Here is an 18,620-nt window from a genome sequence, read left to right on the forward strand (position 1 = left end):
CCCGAGCGTGGCAGATTCCCCGCACCGCAACCAGTCCTGCGCGCGCGGGCGTGACGGCAGGGGCTCTACTCCTCCTTGTCCTTGAGCCGCAGGGTGTCCGCCTCTTCATACATCTGGACCAGCGCCTTGGCGGCCCCCGTCGGGTCGCCATCGATGTATGCGTACATCCCTTGCAGCGCTTCGAGCAAGGAGTGGCGATCCGGGGTCAGGATTCCGCCGCGAATCCACGAATCGTCGTTCAAGTACTTGTCGAGCCAGTGCATGGCCACGCTGTAGCCGACGAACATCCGCTCGTTCTGGTCCAGCCCGAGGGTCTCGCAGAACTTGAGCACCTTCATGATGGTCGCGGAGGCCCCAAACATGGTCGTTGGCGCGTAGTAGTCCTTCTCCCCGTATTTGACGACGGCGTGCCTGTCCCACGGAGAGATCCGGATGAGGGCGCTGTGGATGAAGTCCCCCACGCCGGTCGGGAACGAGAAGGTCGTGGCCAGCTGACCGACCTTCCACGTGAAGCGAGACAGCTCCTCATTCGTCTTGGACTTCATGCGCTGCTCTTTTTTGTTGTTCTCCTTGAAATGCTTCCGGATGTCGTCCTTGTACGACTCAGCGCAGATGATGAAGGATCCGCCCAGCAGGCAGATCGCCTGATCCGTCCAGCCCATCTCCAGCCCGACATTCTTCTTCACGAGCGCGAAGGCCTGGTCGGGAGTGTGCGTCCGCTTGGAGGAGTCGAACACCGCCAGCGTCCCGCTGTATGGGTGGATCTTCGATGTCGGGTGCTTGTCGATGTAGTCTTCGAGGACGGTGTATGCCTTCGTGAGCGCCGTGGACGTTGTCTCGACGGATTTCTTGAGCTGGGTATCCAGTGCGATCCGGTCCCACGTCCACTTGCGAATGACGTGCTTGGCGGTTCTGGGCCACGGGAAGACATCCCATTGGGACCGCATGTCGAATTTGTCGACGTCTGACTTGAGGATGAGGCTGTTCTTCTCCGAGCTTGACAGTCTTCCGTAGTGGCCCCGGTATCGCGTCGTGTAGACAAAGGCGAGGAAGTAGAGCCCCAGCAGAAAGAGGCCGCCGGCGCCGGGGATGCCCGAGAGCCAGGCCATGACGAGCAACAGGAAGTACTTGAACATGGTCGCACCGACGAACGCGCTTGGGGGGAGGGAAGGCTTGCGGGCCAGCCGAGGATGAACCCATGGGCGTTTGTTTGAGTCAATTCCCCAAGGGGATGCATGTGTTTCACGGGTCCCGGGAGGTTGGGTCCGCTGTGAACCCCTGGGGAGATGAGACGTCCCGGAGGGCCGGGGCTCCTGCCGGTCGGGGACTCTGTTCGGTGGCTCGCGCTCGCGCCTGCCCCGCCCTGTGAGCGCACGCTGGGCGGCATGCGTCAACACCCGCGCTGGACCGGGGCCCCGTACCTGAGAAGGGCCTGCGTCTCCATCCATCCGCCTCGTGCGGCAGGGACTCTCCGCACCTGCCGTTCCACCCGTAGCACTCGAGAGGTCACTCAATGAGCCAGGAACAGTTCTCCGCGCAGGGGCAGCAGCTGTTTGGCGAAGCCCTCAAGGCCCGCATCGTCGACACCGTGCACGAGCGTGTCGTGTCCGGACTGGAGGAGCGGATCGGAATGGAGCTTCGCGACCGCGTCGGCGACGCGGTCCGCAGCGCGTTGAGTGAGCGGATGATGAACATGCATCCGGGGAGCGGTGGGGGGCAGCCGTTCGACGCGGACCTGCTCGCGGAGGCCGTCCATCACCGCCTCACCGACATCATCCGTGACCGCGTCCAGAGCGGCGTGCATGAGCGCGCTCGCGAGGTGCTCCGGGAGCGGATGGGAGAGGCGCTGCGGGGGGCCCTGTCCGAGAACTGGATGAGCATCCAGCAGGGCCACGGGCAGTTCGACACCCACCGCATCGCGGAGCGCGTGCGCACCCGGCTGGAGGACTCCCTGCGCGACAAGATCGGCTCCGTCGTGCGCGAGCGCGTCCGCGACGTCATGCGTGAGCGGCTGGGCGAGGCGCTGCGCACCGCGATGATGGAGAGGAGGATGGGCATGGAGGGCTTCGCGCCGATGGACCCCGAGCGCATCGCCGAGGCCATCCGCGTCCAGCTCGCCGACAGCGTGTCCGAGCGGATCCACGCCATCGTGCGCGAGCGCGTCCGCGACGCGCTGAAGGAGCGCATGGGGGACGCCCTCCGCTCCGCGCTGTTCGAGCGCAGGATGCAGGGCTTCGGGCAGATCGACCCGGAGCGCATCGCGGAAACCCTCCGCGAGCGCGTCGCGGACAGCATCCGCGAGCGTGTCCAGAACGGCCTGCGTGAGCGCGTGCGCGACGTGCTGCGCGAGCGCCTGGGCGACGAGCTGCGCACCCGGATGGGCGAGCGCCACATGGGCTTCCAGCCGCAGGGCTTCGCGCCGATGGACCCCGAGCGCATCGCCGATGTGCTCCGGGCGCGTCTCGTCGAGACCCTCCACGAGCGGCTGGCCAACAACCTCCGTGAGCACCTCCAGGACGTGCTGAGGGATCGGCTGGGGGACGCCATCCGCGAGTCCATGGGCTCCATGGGTCCGATGGGGCAGATGGGCCCGATGGGGCCCACGATGCGCGGCGGGTTCGGTGAGCCGCACATGGGGGGCTTCCATTCTCACGGCCCCGTCCAGGTCGACACCGAGAGCATCGTGGCCGCGGTCCGCGAGCGCGTGGGCGAGGACCTTCGGGAGCGCATGGCCGACGTCGTCCGCGAGCGCGTCAGCGAGGCGGTGCGCAAGGAGCTGAAGAACGGCGTCGTCACCCAGCCCCTGGCCTGACGGGCGCCGCATTCAGGGGCGGGCAACGGCCCCATGGACGGAGGCCCTGGATTTCCGCGTTCGCGGAGGTCCGGGGGCCTCTTCCGTGAGGAGCGCTGGGGTCGCCGGTCCGGCGGGAAGGCGATAGGGGGGATGCGCCCTGGGGGGCCTGATAGGGTGCGCGGGTGACGCCCAAGACCGGCCTGAATGACGGCTATGTGTACCGCGAGCGGATTGGGGCCGCCGCCGGGCGCAGTGTGCTTGCCTACCTCACGGACACGTACCGGCACTCCACCGAAGCGGAGTGGCGCGCCCGCTTCCTGCGCGGTGAGGTGCAACTGGACGGTGTCACGGCGACCGGCGCTGAGCTGCTTCGCGCCCGCCAGGAGCTGTGCTGGCACCGCCCCCCGTGGCAGGAGGCGGAGACGCCGGACAGCTTCGAGCTGGTGCACGAGGACGAGGCCCTGCTCGCGGTCATCAAGCCGAGTGGGTTGCCGACGATCCCCTCGGGCGGCTTCCTCAAGAACACGCTGCTCGCGTTCGTGAGGAGGCGCTGGCCGGAGGCGTCGGCGCTGCACCGCCTGGGGCGGGCGACGTCGGGGCTCGTGCTCTTCTCCCGCACGCACGAGGCGGCCGCGCGCCTCTCCCACGGCTGGCGCGAGGGCGACGTGGAGAAGCGCTACCGCGCGCTTTCAGAGGGAGTCGCGACCCAGGAGCACTACGACATCCGCGCGCCCATCGGGTTGGTGCCGCATCCCCAGCTGGGCGCCGTGCACGGGGCGAACCCCCAGGGCAAGGCATCCAGCAGCAGCGCCCGGGTGCTGGAGCGGCGTGCCAGCCAGACGCTCTTCGAGGTGCACATCCACACGGGGCGTCCCGAGCAGATCCGCATCCACCTGGCGTTCATCGGCCACCCGCTCGCCGGAGACCCGCTGTTCGCCGTGGGGGGGCTGCCGCGTGAGCACTCGCCCGGCCTGCCCGGAGACGGCGGCTACCTGCTCCACGCGGAGACGCTGGCCTTCACACACCCGCTGTCGGGGGAGCGCCTGCGGTTGCACGCGCCGCCACCGCCAGGGCTGAGGAACGCTGGGGGCTGACGGCTGACGGCGTCCATCGCATGTCTGCACGGCCGCCTGCGCGCGAAGCCCGGCGACAAGGGCTTCTGCAGCTCCGCCACCAACGGGTTGCCGCGGTCGCGCACGAACAGCCGGCCCTCCACGTCCTCCGTCCCCGTCAGCCGGGTGCCCGGTCGCGCAGGTCGGTGAGCACCGGGTCGCCACTTCAGGCGAGAATGACCTGGATAATCCAGCAGCCCCTTTCTGCAATGCCAAAGGTCCCTTGGATGCTTCACGGAACCTGTGCTCGGCCAGGGATGACGGTGATGCGCTTGAAGTGCCTTGTGTGATGGCTTTGAGCCGAGACGCCAGCGAGGGCTGCCTCCTCCACCAGCGGCATCTGAGGCGGATGAAGTGCTTTGCTCGCTCCAATCGCAGGGCGATGAGATTCGTATGCGGAGCGAGACCGGTGGCAGCGCTGAACGAACAGATGACCTGTGTCTCGGAGACTCCCACCTCGGCAGCCAACTCCGCGAGGCTGATGCTTTCCGAGAGTCTGTCGTGGAGGAGTTGCCTGACCCTCGATACGGTCCTGGAGGCAGGCAAGAGTCGTGAGTTCACCGAGGTTGCGGCATGTCGCGTGAGTAGTTCGCGGAGGAACATGCGCGTGCGGCTCGCTCGCTCCAGCAGAACCTCGGCGCCTTGAGAGGCGCGATGGAGGGCTTCGAGCTGTCGATACAGTGAGCTGTCCAGCAGCACATGCCCATTGAATGATGGGGTCGCCCTGTGGGTTCCGAGTGCGCGAAGGACCCGCGTTGGGGAGGGGTAGAACATTCGCTAGCGCCAGCCACTTGCGACGCCGCCGCGTCCTGCCGTGTCCGCCTACTCCCCAGAGGGGAACCACACGAAGTGCGTGAGCGCCGCGGACCCGTGTGGCTCCCATTCGTGGCGCGGCCCGCTGTTAGAGTCGCTGGAGGAACCGGAGCAGTTCCTGTTTCTGCGTAGGACTGAAGGACTCGGGGGGGCTGCCGGGAGTCTCCGGCGGATGAACGGGCGGCAGGTTCAGGGGGGCTGTGACGGGCAGGACGAACTGGCTGTAGAGGTCGATGACGTCCTCGAGGTTCTCGGCGCTGTTGTCGTGAAAGTAGGGCGCCGTCCGCGCGACGCCACGCAGCGTGGGGATGTCGAAGGCTTCGAAGTCCAGGGGGTTGCCGGTGATGAGCGCCCGGCCTGGATCCGTGGTGAACCACTGAGGGAAGAGGTTGGGCCCGACGATGGGCGCGCCACTCTCATCCAGCGCGGGAGTGGGATCGTACGGCTCCCCGCTGGCCGTCACCGGGATGGGCGGAAGGTCGGTCACCTGCTGCTGGCGTGTGCCGTCCGCATAGAAGCGGAATCGGTAGCGCGGCAGCTCGACGTCCGCGTTGAACAGCGCGGGGAGCAGACCCATCTGCCCCAGGTAGGAGAGGCTTGCGAACCCGATGTTCAGGATGTCCGGTGGTGAGCGCGGCTCCAGCACCGGCACGGGGCCCACCCCGGGGACATGGGTGAACAGGACATTGCCATCAGGTCGGGTCACCGGGAACTGGGAGGCGGCCTCCCGCATGGCCGGCGTTGAAATCCGGCTCAGCGTCGGGCCGCCATGGCAGGGCTCGCAGCCGACCTTGAAGACCTCGCGGCCCCGTCGCTCCTCGGGCGTGAGCCACATGAAGTCCTCGGGCAGAGGAATCTGAGCAAGCGGGACCCCAGCGTTGCTCAAGTCCGAGACGAACCGAGCGCGTGCCGACGTGAACTCGCCGCGCTGGAAGTCCGCCACCTGGCGAAGCTGCGCGCGAGGGATGGAGCCTCCCTCGCTGTGGCTCGTGATGGCGGATTGGGCCTGATCCTCCAGGTTCGACTCGCGGCCGTCGAACTGGAAGAACGGTCCGGTGAGGGCGACGTCCCGGATGCTCGGAACGCCTCTCCAGACGGCGACCTTCCGGTCCGGTGGCGTGATGACGTGACCCTGCGCGTCGATGACGTCCATGTTGGCGGGGAGGGGGAGGACGACTCGGATGAGGCCCTTTTTCAGGTGCTCATAGGTGGGCACCGCCGCGTTCGGGTCATCCGCGTCGATGCGATTGAACAGCGGATCCGTCGGATTCGAAACGAGACGGCCTTGGACGTTCCCCGGCCGCAGGGCCGTGCTCTCGTCGAGCACATGGCATGTGGCGCAGGAGCGTCCATTGGTGTTCGGGAAGGCCTGGCTGAACAGCCGTTTGCCGGTGGCGCCGGACTGTAAGGATTCCTCGAGCCCGGTCGTCTCGGGGGCAACGCTCTTCGCGAGGTCGACCGTGTCCTGCTCCGGGGCTGCTGGGGTGCAATGCATCAGTCCGCCCAGTGCGAAAGCACTGGCGAGAGATGCAACGAAGCGCGTCGGGAGCATGGGAATGTCTCCGGTGAGAGGGTTTCCCACGAAACACCCGTGGCCTTCGCAGGAGTTACTCGGTTGTCGTCGTCCGGTCCGGAACTCCTCGATGTGCCCGTGTAAGCACCCCAGGAGATGCCCACGCTCGCGAGGTTGGCGCCGAGCGCCACCTGGAGCCGCACCTCGGGGGGCGCCTTGAGGGGGATGCGCGACGGGGCATCGTCCTCCGGCTCCGCGTGGGCGAGTTCATCATCCAGGGGTCTGCGGAGGTGTTTCACCGGACGAAGGCCGTGCCGCATGAGCAGGACTTGAAACTTGAATCAAACCCAGCTGGTTGTTTGACGGGCGGACCCACCTGCTGCCCAGCAGAACGCGTGTCTCGAGCAGTTCCACGCCGACGGGCCACCGCGTGGCGGCGCGAGGAGCCGGAGTCCATTCCGCCGCCGCGCGAGCCTGGGGCGTCAGGTCCAGGCTGGAGCGATACTCCTCCCCTGACTTCCACAAGGGGAAGCCCGCGCAAGGCGGACTCCCAGGAGCAGGGGCGGTCCGGTTCGTGGGGGCGGTTGCCGCGCAAGCGTCGAACCGTGACCGCGGCATCGAGCCCAGCAGGGACAGATCGCGCGCGTCGCCTCGGACCTGCCACTCCCACCTCTGGAGTCGCGGGAGCCATGCGTATGGCCGAGGCAGCGAGGCCGCGAAGGGCGCTCCCGGAGTGGCGACCTGACGGAAGGCGAGGAGCGCCTCCGCCGGATCCTGGGGCCAGACCTGGACATCCCGCAGGGTGGCCTGCACTTCCACGTCCTCGGGGCCCAGGCGGACCGCCCGTTCAACCTCGCGGGGCGCCGCCGGACACCCGCGGAGGAGCAGGGCGAGCACCACGGCCACGCATCGAGGGACGTGCCCTCATCCCCATGACCGTCGTCGAAGGGCTTGAAGGGGCTTCAGATGCGAACTCCCAGGATGAAGCCGGGCCAGAGCCGGTCCGGCTCCGGGCCCGAGCCCACGACGAACTGGGGCAGATAGCTGACGCCCCGGTCCTCGTCCTCGCGGGGGGCGTCGTAGTGGTTCACGGTCAGGCCGCCGAAGAGGGCGAACCTCCGTCGCAGCTCCCAGGCCGCGGTGACTCGCAGGCGGTACAGGTGGTTGCTGGGGGCGCCGCCGAAGAAGTTCCGCTGCCAGCTTCCGTAGGACACATCCGTGTCGAGCGAATAGCGCTCCTCGTCGTCCAGCGGGAAGTGCACCCCCATGCCCACCATCGTGAAGAGGCGGAAGCTCCCCGCCCACGACGTGCCCAGGGCGCTGGTCGCGAGCACATACACGCGCTGGCTGCCGTACTTGATGCCCACGCTCACCGGGTGCGTGTCGTCGGTGGAGAGCTCCACCGCCAGGCGCCCGCGCTTGACGATGCTCAACAGGCCGATGGGGACCGTCACGTCATCCGCGATGTTGAGGAGGCCCAACTGGAGCCCCCGCACGACGCCGCCCACGTTCACCAGCCCCACCTGCGTGCCGGTCACGTCGTCGGACAGGTTCAAGAGTCCAACCTGCAGGCCCGTCATCCGCTGCGCGACGTTGACGCCCAGGGCGCCCTGCATGCCGGTGAGCTCCGCCTCCACCCGGTTGGCGGCCGCGGAGAGCTGGACCCCGCGGTACGCGCCCCGCGCGCTGTTGACCAGCCCCGCGACCTGCATGCCCTGGGCATCCTCGAACGCGAGGTTGGCGCCGAGCGCCACCTGGAGCCCCCGGAGCTCGCCTCCCGCCATGTTGGCGAGCCCCGAGACCTGGACCCCCTGCGTCGTTCCGTCCACCCAGCCCAGGCCACCCGCGAGCCCCACGCCACGAAGCTCCCCGGAGCGCACCGCGAGCACGCCGAGCGCCACGGTGTTGGCGCTGCGCCCCGGTGTCAGCGCCGAGGTGGACAGCGGGGGCAGGAGCGACAGGTTGAGCGGCACGCGGGGCGCGTCGTCCATCCTCGACGCGACCTCGGGGGCGGAGCCTCCTCGCGACGCCGTGCGGATCAGCGTGACGGGGACGAAGTCGTCCGCGCGCAGCACGCCGCCACCCTTGGAGGTCACCGTCAGCTCGGCCTCGAAGCGCCGCGCGCGCTGCTCCAGCACGGCGTGGTAGCGGCCCGCCTCCAGGCCCAGCACGAGGCGCCGGCCCGCGGACTTCTGCAGCTCCGCCACCAGCTGGTTGCCCCAGTTGCGCACGAACAGCCGGCCCTCCACGTCCTCCGCCACCGTCAGCCGGGTGCCGCGGTCGCGCAGGTCGGTGAGCACCAGGTCGCCGCTGCCTGCGAGCTGGATGTCGTACTCCGCGTGCTGCGCGCCTCCCTGGGAGCGCTCCGTGCGCGCGAGCGTTTCGTGGAACGCGAACTGGTAGGCCTCGTGCAGCGTGACGCGCCCGTCGCCGCTGGTGTCCGCCGCGCCGCGCAGCCCGGTCACCAGGAAGTGGGTGAAGAAGGAAGCGCCGATGCTGTCCGACTCCTGGGCCACCTCGTCCGCGGAGCTGGAGGCGAGGTACGCATGGCCCCGCACCCGCGTGGACAGGTCCTCCATGAACGCGGCCCTCTTGACGCCTCCCTTCGAGCGGGTGAGCGCTCCCGATCCGCACGAGTCGAGGATGGCCAGCCGCACGTCCACCGGCACCTCGCCCATCAGGCGCCGCAGCTCCTCGTAGGACAGGCGCTCGCCCCGGGGCAGCAGCCCCTCCGAGTCCGAGTGCCCGGAGTAGTACAGCACCAGCTCACGCCGCACGCCGTCCTCGGGGACTCCGTCCGCCAGGGTCCGCATGCGCGCGAGCGCCGCCACCAGGTCCTCGCGGCTCGCCTCCAACAGCAGCACCGCGTCCGTGGGGGCGACGCCTCCCAGGTCCCCCAGCACCCGCGACATGGCGAGCGCGTCCGTGCCCGCGTAGCGCAACCGCTCACGCCCGGTGCCGCCCTCGCTGGAGCCGACGATGAGCGCGAAGCGGCGCAGGGTGGCCTTGCCCTCGTCGTCTGGAGGCGCCGCGTCCGCCACGCATACCGCCAGCAGACACGCGCACACGGCCATGAACGTGGCCCCGTGGCTTCCTCCCATCCCCCATGTCCTGGCGCCCATCGTCGTATCCCAGACCCCCACGCCACTCCGGCCGAGCCGCGCGGAGGACCCTGCATATCGCTTCTCGCGGCCCGAGCGTGAGTCCGTCAGGGCGCCCAGCGCGCCCGCCGGCTCACCCAGGACTGGCCGCCGCGTCCGTCGCGCACCACCGCCCAGAAGAGGACCTCCCTCGCCTCACCGCCTTCTTCGGGGGGCTCCCACTCCGTGCGGTGCTTGCCCGCTTCCCCTCCGGGGTTCGCGCCGCCCGTCTCTTCGACGTTGAACTTCCCGAACGACGCGTGCCAGGACACCTTCCAGGCCTCGGTGAGGTGCACCGCCTCCTGGCGCAGCCCCGGCACCACGTAGGCCTCCTGCCGGTCCGTCAGGTCGTCCAGCGTCACCACGAAGGGACCCAGGCCGCGCGGCTCGGGGACGCTCTCCGCGGTCCAGGGCACCCCGTCCAGGTTCAGGCCCGGGAGCACCGGGTTCTGGTTGGCCTTCATGCCTGGCACCAGGGGGCACGAGAACACCATCAGCTTCTGCGCGTACACCTGCTCACCGCCCGCGGTCGCGTGGAGCACCAGGGGCATGCGCAGGCCGCCCAGGCCCTGGTACGGGTCCTTCTGGCGGACGCGCTCCAGCAGCGGCGTGCCATCCGCCACGCGGGCGTCACCCGGGTGGAGGGGAAGCGACAGCTCTCCCTCCTGCGTGGAGCCCTGGGCCAGCAGCACGCGCTGGGCGCCGTCCGCGCAGGTCTCGTCGTTGACGTCGGCGCAGGCCCAGAGCGTGTAGTCGATGGCGCGCCCCTCGCCGGCGGGGTCCACCATCAGGGCGCGGAACGTCACGGGCGCGGTGAGCGCCGCCTCGGTCTCCGGCGAGGTGTCGCACGCGGGGGCCATCAGCTCCGGCGGCTCCATGGCGAGGCCGAGCACGCGGAGGTCGTGCACGTGCGAGGGCGTGTCCTCGGGGTCCACGCAGGCGACGGCGCACAGGGCCAGCAGGAGGCTGGCGTGCAGGTGCAGGGTCTTCATGTCAGAAGCTGCCTTTCACGCCCAGGACGGGGAGGATGGGGATGCCCGGTATGTCGTACTGCTTGCGGAAGCGGTAGTCGTCGAAGGTGAACTCGACGTTCTTGGCGGCGTAGATGTTCTGCACGTCCAGGTAGCCGGTGAGCGTCCAGTTCGCGAAGCGCCAGCTCTTGTCCACGCGCAGGTCCAGCTGGTGGAAGGCCGCGGTGCGCGTGGAGAAATACGAGCCCCACGTGGGCTGGAAGCTGTTGCCGTCCGCGCCGTAGATGTCCGCGGAGTGCATGAGCGGCGTCGTCGGTCGGCCCGCGGTGTAGCGGAAGCGCCCGCCCAGCTCCCACCCGTTGCCCAACTGGTAGCCCGAAACCAGCGTGAGGATGTGCGTCTGATCCCACGGGCTCAGGCCGTAGGCGGTGTCGCCCACCTGCGAGCCGCCGAAGCCGCCCCCCAGGTCCGGCGGCAGGGCGCCCGCGCGGCCGTCCTCGGCGTGGCTGAGCGTATAGGACACCCACCCCTGCCAACGGTCGTTCGCGTGGGCCCGCTCCTTCTTCAGCATCACCTCCACGCCGTAGGCCCGCCCGATGCCGTTGTTGCTGAAGCGCTGCTGCAGCAGGCCGCCCCCCGCCTGGGACACGATGGCCCCGGGCGAGACGACGTTGAGGTAGCGCCGGTTGAAGAAGCCCGTCACGTCCGCGTGGAGGGCGTCCATGAAGCGGTGCTCGACGCCCAGGCTGGCCTGGAAGGCGCGCTCGTAGCCCAGGGCCGGATTTCCATAGGGCAGCGGCAGGAACTGGAAGGTGCTCGCGGGCTGGCTGTAGAGGCCCGCGGAGCCCTTGATGGCGGTGCGCTCACCGGCCGCGTACTTGAGCCACAGCCGCGGATCCAACGCGACGTTGCGCGTGCCGCCCACCCGCTGGAAGTTCGCGCGGACGCCCGGCGTGACGGTGAACGGGCCCGCCTTCACGTCGCCTTCCAGGAAGAGCGCGCCGTCGAAGCCGTTGATGCTGCGGTTCTCGTGGATGAGCTCCGCCTGGGGCTCCGCGCCGGGGAAGGGCACGTACTCGAAGCCGCCGGGAGCGGGCGCCTCCGCGTCCACGGTCGCGTGCTCGAAGTACACGTCCATGCCGGTGCGCAGCGTGAACGCGCGCGACAGCTCCAGGGCCAGCGTCTCACGCGCGCCCAGGGAGGAGACGCGATCGTGCTCCAGATAGCTGCCCATCGAGATGTCGAAGGTGTCCAGGCCCACGTAGGGCGTGAACACGGATGTCAGCGGCCCATCGCGGTAGGTCCAATCTCCCTTGATGCGGTGGAAGTTGGTGTGCGTGCCGAGCGTGATCTGCTGGGCCTGCGACTCACCGGAGGACACCAGCGTGAGCCGGTCATCCGCGCCGAACGCCATCACGTAGCCCGTGCTGCGCCCCCCCGTCGTCGAGGGAGCCGCTTCGCCCGGCTTGCTCCGCGCGCCGAAGTCCACGCGCAGCTGGTAGTCCCAGTAGCGCGGCGCCACGGTGAGGGTGCGGCCCTCCTCCTTGGGGAGCACGGCGGGCAGGAGCGCGTCGATGTACGAGCGCCGGGCCGCGGCCGCCACGCTGACGCCCTCGGTCACGGGCGCCTCCAGGAAGAAGCCCGCGTCCAGCAGGTCCACCTTCACCGAGCCGTGCAGCGTGTCGGTGGCGCCCTTGCGCGTGGTGACGTCCACCACGCCGCCCACCGCGCGGCCGTACTGGGTTCCGTAGCCGCCCGGGTAGAAGTCCAGCGAGTCGAGCAGCTCGCCATTGACCACCGACGGGCCGCCCAGCAGGTGGAAGAGGAGCGGGATGCGGACCCCGTCCATCAGGGTGGCCGTCTGGCCGGGGTTGGAGCCGCGCACCAGCAGCTCGCCGGAGATGAAGGGCGCGCGGGCCACGCCGGGCAGGGTCTGGATGACGCGGATGGGGTCGCCGAAGGTGCCGGGCGTCTTCTGCGCCTCCTCGCGGGAGACGGTGCGCCGGACGACCTCCTTCTTGGGGCGCTCGGAGCGCACGACCGTCTCGAACGCGCCGCCGGTGGGCACCAGGTAGAAGACGACCTCCGTCGTCTCATGGGGCTTGAGCGTTTCGGTCGTCTGGTAGCGCGCGAAGCCGGAGGCGATCACTCGCACCGCGCACTCGCCCGGTGACACCTGGAGGGTGAAGCGGCCCTCCGCGTCGGTGACGGCCTCGGGGGCTTCCGGGTCATCCCCGCAGCGGACGGTGGCGCCCGCCACGCGCGAACGGCTGCCGCGTGAGATGAGCGTGCCCGTGAGCGTGGCCGGCGCTGGCGCTGCTTCGGGCGTGCCGGGCTCCGGGGGCGGCGGGGCGGAGAGGGTGAAGTGGTAGACGTACTCGACCTGCACCGGGGCCGGGACGCCGTCGACCTCCGCGGGCGTGAAGACGAACTGGCGCACGGCGGCGAGCGCGGCCTCGTCGAAGCCGTGGCCCACCGGTTCGGCGAGCGTCACGTCGGAGAGGGTGCCGTCCGCGGCGATGGTGATGAGCATCCGCACGTCGGCGGTGAGGCCCTGGGCGGCGGCCTCCGGCGGGTAGGCCGCCTCCACGGACTTGACGAGCGCGGGCTCCTTCGTGAGCCGCGGCGCGGGTGCCGCCGGTGACTCCTGTTGCGCGGGTGGGGGCTGCTGCGCGGGCGACGGCGTGCCCGCCAGCAGCGAGGCGGCGAGGAGCACTCCTCGGGCATTCCTGTTCGAGGGCATGGTGGAATCGGCGCTGCGGGAGACGGGGTGGGACCGAGCGTGCCGGTGCTCAGTCGAGAAGGAACGTGTAGGCGTACTTCAGCTCGGTGGAGACGGCCTCTCCACCCTTGAAGGCCGGAGTGAAGCGGAAGCGGCGGATGGCGTCGCGGGCTGCCTCGTCCAGACCGGAGCCCGGCCCCGACAGCACGCGCACGTTCACGACACGGCCCTCCGTGTCGATGGTGAGCGCGAGCGTCACCGTGCCCTCGACGCCGGCGCGGCGGGCTTCCTCGGGGTAGGGGATCTTCACCTCGCTGGCGAGCTGGGGCTCGCGGTCCACCTGGTAGATGGGCGTGTACTTCGGCGCACCGTAGCCCTTCACGTCCTTGGGCGCGACGGCCTTGTCCCCGGTCTTCCCGTACAGCGTGTTGCCCACGGGGGCCGCGAAGCCTCCGCCCGCGGTGGTGGAGGACAGCGAGAGGCCCACCACCAGCGGTGCGGTCTTCGTGGGCGCGGGCGCGTCGTTGGGCGGTGGGGGCGCGGCGTCGGGAGGCGGCGGTGGGCGCGCGGCCTCGGCGACCTTCACGGGAGGAGGCGGCACGGGACGGGCCCGGGGTGGGGGAGGCGCGGGCTTCGGCGCTTCCTTCACTTCGGGTGGGGGCGGAGGGGGCGGCTTCGCGACCTCCACCATCACCAGCTCCACGGGCGGTCGCGGCGCGGGGCGCGCGTCCCGGTGGGAGTGGAGGACGGCCAGCGCGCCGCCATGCAGCGCGAGCGAGCCGGCCATGAAGGCCAGCAGCCACGCGCCGCTGCCGCGCCGGGGCAGGCGCGCCGGTCCGCTGATGTCGAGAACGCTCTGGCTCATGCGGTCACCGTCAGGGAGAAGAGGACGGAGGCGCCACGTCCTTCTCGATGTTGAGGGCGAACTTCGCGATGCCCTGGCCCTTCACCACGTCGATGAGCCGCATCACGCGCCCATACGCGATGGACTGGTCGGCGCTGATGATGGCGCGCGTGTCCTTGTCCTTGGCGACGGCCTCCGTCACGCGGCGGGACAGGTCCGCGTCCGTCACCTCCGCGCCGTCGAAGTAGAGCTTGCCCTCCTTGTCGAGCACGACGTTGACCAGGCCCTGCACCGTCTCTCCTCCGTTGGCGGCGCGGGGCAGATCCACCTCCACCGTCTCTCGGACGATGAAGTTCGCGGTGACCATGAAGATGATGAGGAGCACCAGCACCACGTCCACCAGCGGGGTGACGTTGATGCCGGAGATCTCCTCGTCGCTGTCGGAAGCGCCGCCGGCCATGGTCAGCGAGCCTCCGCGCGCAGGCTGCCCACGAGCGCGTGGCCCAGGGCCTGGGTGCGGCTGGTGAGCGTCTTGAGCTGGCGGTTGAAGACGTTGAAGGCCACCACGGCCGGGATGGCGACCGCGAGGCCCACCGCGGTGGCGACGAGCGCCTCGGAGATGCCGGCCATCACCGTCTGCTGCATGGCGCCGCCCTTGGCGGTGAGCGACCCCAGGTCATTGAAGGCCTTGATGATGCCGAGCACCGTCCCGAACAGGCCGATGAACGGGGCGTTGTTGCCCAGCGTGCCCAGGAACGAGAGGAAGCGCTCGTACTGGGGGCGCTCACGGGCGACGGTGGAGGCGATGACCTGCTCCACGGTGTCTGCGCCCTGGGCCGCGGAGGCCAGGGCCTCTCGGATGACGGCGGCCTCCATTCCCCGGTGACGCGCCGCCGCCACTCGGACCGCCTCCAGTTCGCCGCGCGCGAGCCGCACCGCCAGCAGCTCCGAGTCGGGGAGCCGGTTGCGCGCGAAGTAGACGGCGCGCTCCAGCATGACGGCGATGGACAGCACGGACAGGACGACAAGGACCCACAGCACCCACTCGGCGCTGGTGAGCGTCACCCCCAGCAGCTTGCCGCTGAGCCACCCCAGGTGCTCGGCGGGAACCTGCGCGGGTACGAACAAAGACATGGTGAATTCCCCTCAGGAAATGCTGCGCGCGAAGGGAACACCGCACCCGCAAGGAAGTGTCACCGGGAACACTTTCGAGGCCGCGCGGGCGGCGCTTCCGGGGCATCCCATCCCCGGCGCCGGGCCCTGAGCACCGTCCCGACGGGCCCTCGGCTCCCCGCCCAGACAGATGGGGCGCGCATGACGATATTCAGCCCATGCCGCGGCTCGTCATGGGCCGGGTTTTCCCTGATTCGGAGTGAATCCGACGCGCGAGGAGGTGCGCACCCGTGCTGAATACCGAACTCGTTGCCGAGCCCCTTCTTCATCTTGAGATCCGACGCCTGCTGGCCCAAGCCCGGATGGCTGTCCCGGAAGCCTTCGACGCCCAGGGCCGGCTGCTCTCGCCCATCGCGGGCGGCTGGGCCCGGCCGCCCGCATGGTTCAACGCCGTCTCGCCCATTGACGGAAGTGTCATCGCGGAGCTGCCGCTGCTGGGCGCCGCCCAGGTCGCCGAGGGCGTCGAGCAGGCAGCGGCGGAGTTCGCGCCCTGGGCGGCCCGTCCGCTCGAGGAGCGCGCCCGGGCCGTCGTGAAGGCGGTGGCGTTGCTCCAGTCGCACCGGGACCTGCTCGTCCGCATCCTGGCGTGGGACATCGGCAAGACGCTGCCCACGGCCTACAACGACGTGGACCGGTGTCTGGCGGGCATCGAGTGGTACCTGGAGCGGATGGGCCCGATGCTCGACGGCCGCGAGCCGCTCGGCCTGGTGTCGAACATCGCGTCCTGGAACTACCCCTTCTCCGTGCTGCTGCTCAACGTGCTCGTGCAGTCGCTCGCGGGCAACTCGGTCATCGCGAAGATTCCGACCCAGGGCGGCGGGGTGTCACTCACCATCGCCTTCGCGCTGCTGCGTCGCGCGGGCCTTCCGGTCTCGCTCGTCGGCGGGCGCGGCAGGGATCTCTCCGAGGCGTTGGTGGGGCACGCGCGCATCGCGGGCGTCGCCTTCATCGGCGGGCGGGCCAACGGCGCCGAGGTCCACCGGCGCCTGCGCGCCACGGACAAGCGCTATGCGCTGGAGATGGAGGGTGTGAACGCCTATGCGATCACGCACTTCACGGACTGGGATTCGCTCGGGAGGCAGATCCGCGCGGGCTTCGACTTCGGCAAGCAGCGTTGCACCGCCTACACCCGCTGGGTCGTCGAACGGTCGCTCGTCCCGAAGTTCGTCCGGACGTATGTCGACACGGTCTCGACGTTGCGTGTCGGCAACCCGGTCCTGGGCGCGCACGTGGACTTCGGGCCCCTCATCTCGCCCAGCAAGGCCGAGGAGCTCCGGACCCTCATCGCCGAGGCGCGCGAGCTGGGCACGGCGGTGCTGCATCAGGGGGCGCTCGCGGAGGACGCCTTCACCGCGCGGCAGGAGCGCGGCGCGTATCTCCCGCCCGTCCTGCTCTTCGGCATCCCGCGCGACAGCGAGCTCTACCTGCGCGAGCCCTTCGGCCCCGTCGACGTCCTGGTGTCGGTGGACTCCGAGGAGGAGCTGATCCGCGAGGCCAACGTCTCCAACGGCGCGCTCGTGGCTTCGGTGGCGACGGATGACCCCGAGCTCGCCGAGCGCATCGCGGGGCGGCTCCACGCCTACAAGGTCGGCATCAACGCGCTGCGCTCGCGAGGCGACCGCGAGGAGTCCTTCGGCGGCAAGGGGGGCTCGTGGGCGGGCGCCTTCGTTGGCGGCACCCATCTGGTGCGTGCCTTCACGGGGGGCCCTCAGCCCATGGAAGGCAACTGGCCGGACTGAGTCATCCCTCGCGTCGCGAGGCGCCGTCCCCCCAGCGTCGAGACGCGGGGGGACGGCGTGCGCTCCTCTTTCGGCACTTCCCCCAGTCGAGGGAGCGGCGAATTCGTTGATGCCGCCGCGAATGGAATCTTCGGTGTTTTTCACCGTTCGTGTGCGCAATGAGTCAGTCATTGCGGTTCAGCCCGGCGAGGGCGTCCTCGCGGAGCAGGGGCCTTGTGCCCCAGAGGGCGGCTGGTAGCTCGGTAGGGGCGCGGCCCGCGGAAGTCCCAGGGCCATGAGCCCCCCGTGGCGGAAGGGCCCGCGCGTCGCGCCGTCGTGGGCGCTCCTCATCCTCGCGCTCCTGACCGGGTGCCCGATCGCGGAGAACTACAGCGACGCGGACGGGCCTAGATACAGCGGCGACTATCGGCCTGTCGACGCCGTCCCCGCGGCGCCTCCTGCTTCGCTCACTGTCGTGACGTTCAACCTCGCGTTCGCCGAGCACGTCACGGAGGCCATCACAGCCCTCTCGAGATCTCCGCTCGTCGAGGCGGACGTGATCCTGATGCAGGAGATGGACGCGCCCTCCGTGGACAGGATCGCGAAGGAGCTGGGGCTGGCCTATGTCTACTATCCCGCCTCCGTGCAGGTGGATGACGATGACTTCGGGAACGCCATCTTGAGCCGGTGGCCGATCAGCGCGGATCGGAAGATCAACCTCCCGCATGATGACCCATACCATCAGCAGCACCGTGCCGCCGTCGTCGGGACGCTGGACATCCAAGGGACCCCCGTCCAGGTGGTCTCCGTGCACAACGCCACGCCCATCGTCGGGCTGGGTGGACGGCTTGATCAGGCGGAGACGATCATCAACGCGGTGGATGGCGCGGAGCCGTTGCAAGTCATCGCCGGCGACTTCAACACGTCCGACCCGGGAAGCCTCACGCAGACCGTGAAGCTGTTCTCGGGGCGGGGGTTCCAATGGGCCTCGGGAGGCGTGGGGGACACCGTGGACTCCGCCATCGGGGGCCTGCCGCTCGATTCGGTGTTCACCCGGGGGCTCTCTCCCGTGGATCGCGGCGTGGACAGGCGTCCCGCTGGGAGTGATCACCATCCGGTCTGGGTGCGCTTCGCGTGGCCCCCATGACGCCACGGCGTGCCATGCGGGCCCTGGGAGCGGGCGGGATGCTCCTCCTGACCTCCGGCTGTCTGAGCGGAGCGAGGAACCTTGGTGCGGCGACGACGCCTGTCGGGACGACCGAGATCGGCGTTTCATTGAACGGGCTCGCCTTCGAGCGAGGCCGGGAACGGGCGTATCTGCCCAACCCCGAGCTCACCTTCCGCAAGGGGGCCGGCGAGAACTGGGACTGGGGCGGTCGCCTCACCCTCCTGGGGCTGGAGCTGGGGACGCGGCATCGGCTCCTCGAGCGGTCGCCCTGGACGTTCTCGGTCGCCCCGAGCGCGGGAGTCTGGTTCGTGCCCGTGACCAACAACTCCACGGAGCCGGTCAACTTCCGTCTCGGGGCGCAGGCGCTGCTCGACTATCGGCTCAGTCGAACGGTGACCCTCACGGGGGGCGCCTCGCTGATGGGGGCCTTCGCGGGGCCGCTCACCGTCTTTCAAGGCAGGTTCAACGGCTCGCACCTGCTGGCCTCACCGGGCGGTTCGCTGGGCGTCGCGTTCCGCCTGAAGCCGTCCGTGGAGCTGCGTGTCGAGGGCGGTCTCGAGTTTCCGTTCGAGCTGAGCGAGGGCCGGCGTCAGCCGACCGGCCATGCCGGACTGACGCTCCGCTGGGGACGCACCGACCGTCGGTGACGGCC

13 protein-coding genes are annotated in these 18,620 nt (G+C 69.8%); 5 read left to right on the top strand and 8 right to left on the bottom strand.

From position 1 onward, the window contains the following. Positions 1-65: 65 nt before the first annotated feature. A complete protein-coding gene (locus FOF48_RS26840) occupies positions 66-1,136 on the bottom strand; it encodes a hypothetical protein (protein ID WP_143906000.1) in 1,071 nt (356 codons plus the stop codon). A gap of 377 nt (positions 1,137-1,513) precedes the next feature. Between FOF48_RS26840 and FOF48_RS26845 the strand changes: the two genes are divergently transcribed. Further along, positions 1,514-2,812, top strand: coding sequence for a hypothetical protein (locus tag FOF48_RS26845; RefSeq protein ID WP_143906002.1), 1,299 nt, complete (start codon positions 1,514-1,516; stop codon positions 2,810-2,812). A 164-nt stretch (positions 2,813-2,976) separates the two neighbouring features. Then, on the top strand, positions 2,977-3,888 hold the full coding sequence (locus FOF48_RS26850; protein ID WP_186002084.1) for an RluA family pseudouridine synthase: 912 nt from the start codon (positions 2,977-2,979) through the stop codon (positions 3,886-3,888). A gap of 919 nt (positions 3,889-4,807) precedes the next feature. Here the strand turns inward: FOF48_RS26850 and FOF48_RS26855 are convergent. The 7 genes from FOF48_RS26855 to FOF48_RS26885 all read right to left on the bottom strand — a co-directional run bounded on the left by FOF48_RS26855 (position 4,808) and on the right by FOF48_RS26885 (position 15,043). After that, positions 4,808-6,214, bottom strand: a complete 1,407-nt coding sequence (locus tag FOF48_RS26855; protein WP_255442717.1) for a cytochrome c peroxidase — start codon at positions 6,212-6,214, stop codon at positions 4,808-4,810. A gap of 980 nt (positions 6,215-7,194) precedes the next feature. Then, positions 7,195-9,333 (bottom strand): LA_2272 family surface repeat-containing protein, encoded by a 2,139-nt coding sequence (locus FOF48_RS26860; protein ID WP_186002085.1) that lies wholly within the window; start codon positions 9,331-9,333, stop codon positions 7,195-7,197. Positions 9,334-9,440: 107 nt separating this feature from the next. After that, on the bottom strand, positions 9,441-10,364 hold the full coding sequence (locus FOF48_RS26865) for a hypothetical protein (RefSeq protein ID WP_143906008.1): 924 nt from the start codon (positions 10,362-10,364) through the stop codon (positions 9,441-9,443). A 1-nt stretch (position 10,365) separates the two neighbouring features. Next, positions 10,366-13,086: a TonB family protein gene (locus FOF48_RS26870; RefSeq protein ID WP_143906010.1), complete on the bottom strand. Its 2,721-nt coding sequence runs from the start codon at positions 13,084-13,086 to the stop codon at positions 10,366-10,368. 49 nt (positions 13,087-13,135) lie between these two features. Then, a complete protein-coding gene (locus FOF48_RS26875; protein WP_143906012.1) occupies positions 13,136-13,930 on the bottom strand; it encodes an energy transducer TonB in 795 nt (264 codons plus the stop codon). 10 nt (positions 13,931-13,940) lie between these two features. Continuing rightward, positions 13,941-14,369, bottom strand: coding sequence for a biopolymer transporter ExbD (locus FOF48_RS26880; RefSeq protein ID WP_143906014.1), 429 nt, complete (start codon positions 14,367-14,369; stop codon positions 13,941-13,943). 2 nt (positions 14,370-14,371) lie between these two features. Further along, a complete protein-coding gene (locus FOF48_RS26885; protein ID WP_143906016.1) occupies positions 14,372-15,043 on the bottom strand; it encodes a MotA/TolQ/ExbB proton channel family protein in 672 nt (223 codons plus the stop codon). Between the two features lie 341 nt (positions 15,044-15,384). On the opposite strand from FOF48_RS26885, the gene FOF48_RS26890 reads away from it, so the two are divergent. From FOF48_RS26890 to FOF48_RS26900, 3 genes are all read left to right on the top strand, one after another. Continuing rightward, on the top strand, positions 15,385-16,821 hold the full coding sequence (locus FOF48_RS26890; RefSeq protein ID WP_255442718.1) for an aldehyde dehydrogenase family protein: 1,437 nt from the start codon (positions 15,385-15,387) through the stop codon (positions 16,819-16,821). A gap of 274 nt (positions 16,822-17,095) precedes the next feature. Then, positions 17,096-17,947 carry an endonuclease/exonuclease/phosphatase family protein gene (locus FOF48_RS26895; RefSeq protein WP_143906020.1) on the top strand — a complete coding sequence of 284 codons (852 nt, stop codon included), beginning with the start codon at positions 17,096-17,098 and terminating at the stop codon, positions 17,945-17,947. Between the two features lie 38 nt (positions 17,948-17,985). After that, positions 17,986-18,615, top strand: coding sequence for a hypothetical protein (locus tag FOF48_RS26900; RefSeq protein ID WP_235685951.1), 630 nt, complete (start codon positions 17,986-17,988; stop codon positions 18,613-18,615). Positions 18,616-18,620: the final 5 nt, after the last annotated feature.

Origin of the sequence: Corallococcus sp. Z5C101001, assembly GCF_007352635.1 — a bacterium.
Classification (GTDB): Bacteria; Myxococcota; Myxococcia; order Myxococcales; family Myxococcaceae; genus Corallococcus; species Corallococcus silvisoli.

Coding starts and splice junctions, on each gene's coding strand:
- FOF48_RS26840 (WP_143906000.1), bottom strand. CDS start 1,136: ATGTTCAAGTACTTCCTGTTGCTCGTCATGGCCTGGCTCTCGGGCATC.
- FOF48_RS26895 (WP_143906020.1), top strand. CDS start 17,096: ATGAGCCCCCCGTGGCGGAAGGGCCCGCGCGTCGCGCCGTCGTGGGCG.
- FOF48_RS26870 (WP_143906010.1), bottom strand. CDS start 13,086: ATGCCCTCGAACAGGAATGCCCGAGGAGTGCTCCTCGCCGCCTCGCTG.
- FOF48_RS26890 (WP_255442718.1), top strand. CDS start 15,385: ATGGCTGTCCCGGAAGCCTTCGACGCCCAGGGCCGGCTGCTCTCGCCC.
- FOF48_RS26880 (WP_143906014.1), bottom strand. CDS start 14,369: ATGGCCGGCGGCGCTTCCGACAGCGACGAGGAGATCTCCGGCATCAAC.
- FOF48_RS26860 (WP_186002085.1), bottom strand. CDS start 9,333: ATGGGAGGAAGCCACGGGGCCACGTTCATGGCCGTGTGCGCGTGTCTG.
- FOF48_RS26865 (WP_143906008.1), bottom strand. CDS start 10,364: ATGAAGACCCTGCACCTGCACGCCAGCCTCCTGCTGGCCCTGTGCGCC.
- FOF48_RS26875 (WP_143906012.1), bottom strand. CDS start 13,930: ATGAGCCAGAGCGTTCTCGACATCAGCGGACCGGCGCGCCTGCCCCGG.
- FOF48_RS26885 (WP_143906016.1), bottom strand. CDS start 15,043: ATGTCTTTGTTCGTACCCGCGCAGGTTCCCGCCGAGCACCTGGGGTGG.
- FOF48_RS26845 (WP_143906002.1), top strand. CDS start 1,514: ATGAGCCAGGAACAGTTCTCCGCGCAGGGGCAGCAGCTGTTTGGCGAA.
- FOF48_RS26855 (WP_255442717.1), bottom strand. CDS start 6,214: ATGCATTGCACCCCAGCAGCCCCGGAGCAGGACACGGTCGACCTCGCG.
- FOF48_RS26900 (WP_235685951.1), top strand. CDS start 17,986: ATGCTCCTCCTGACCTCCGGCTGTCTGAGCGGAGCGAGGAACCTTGGT.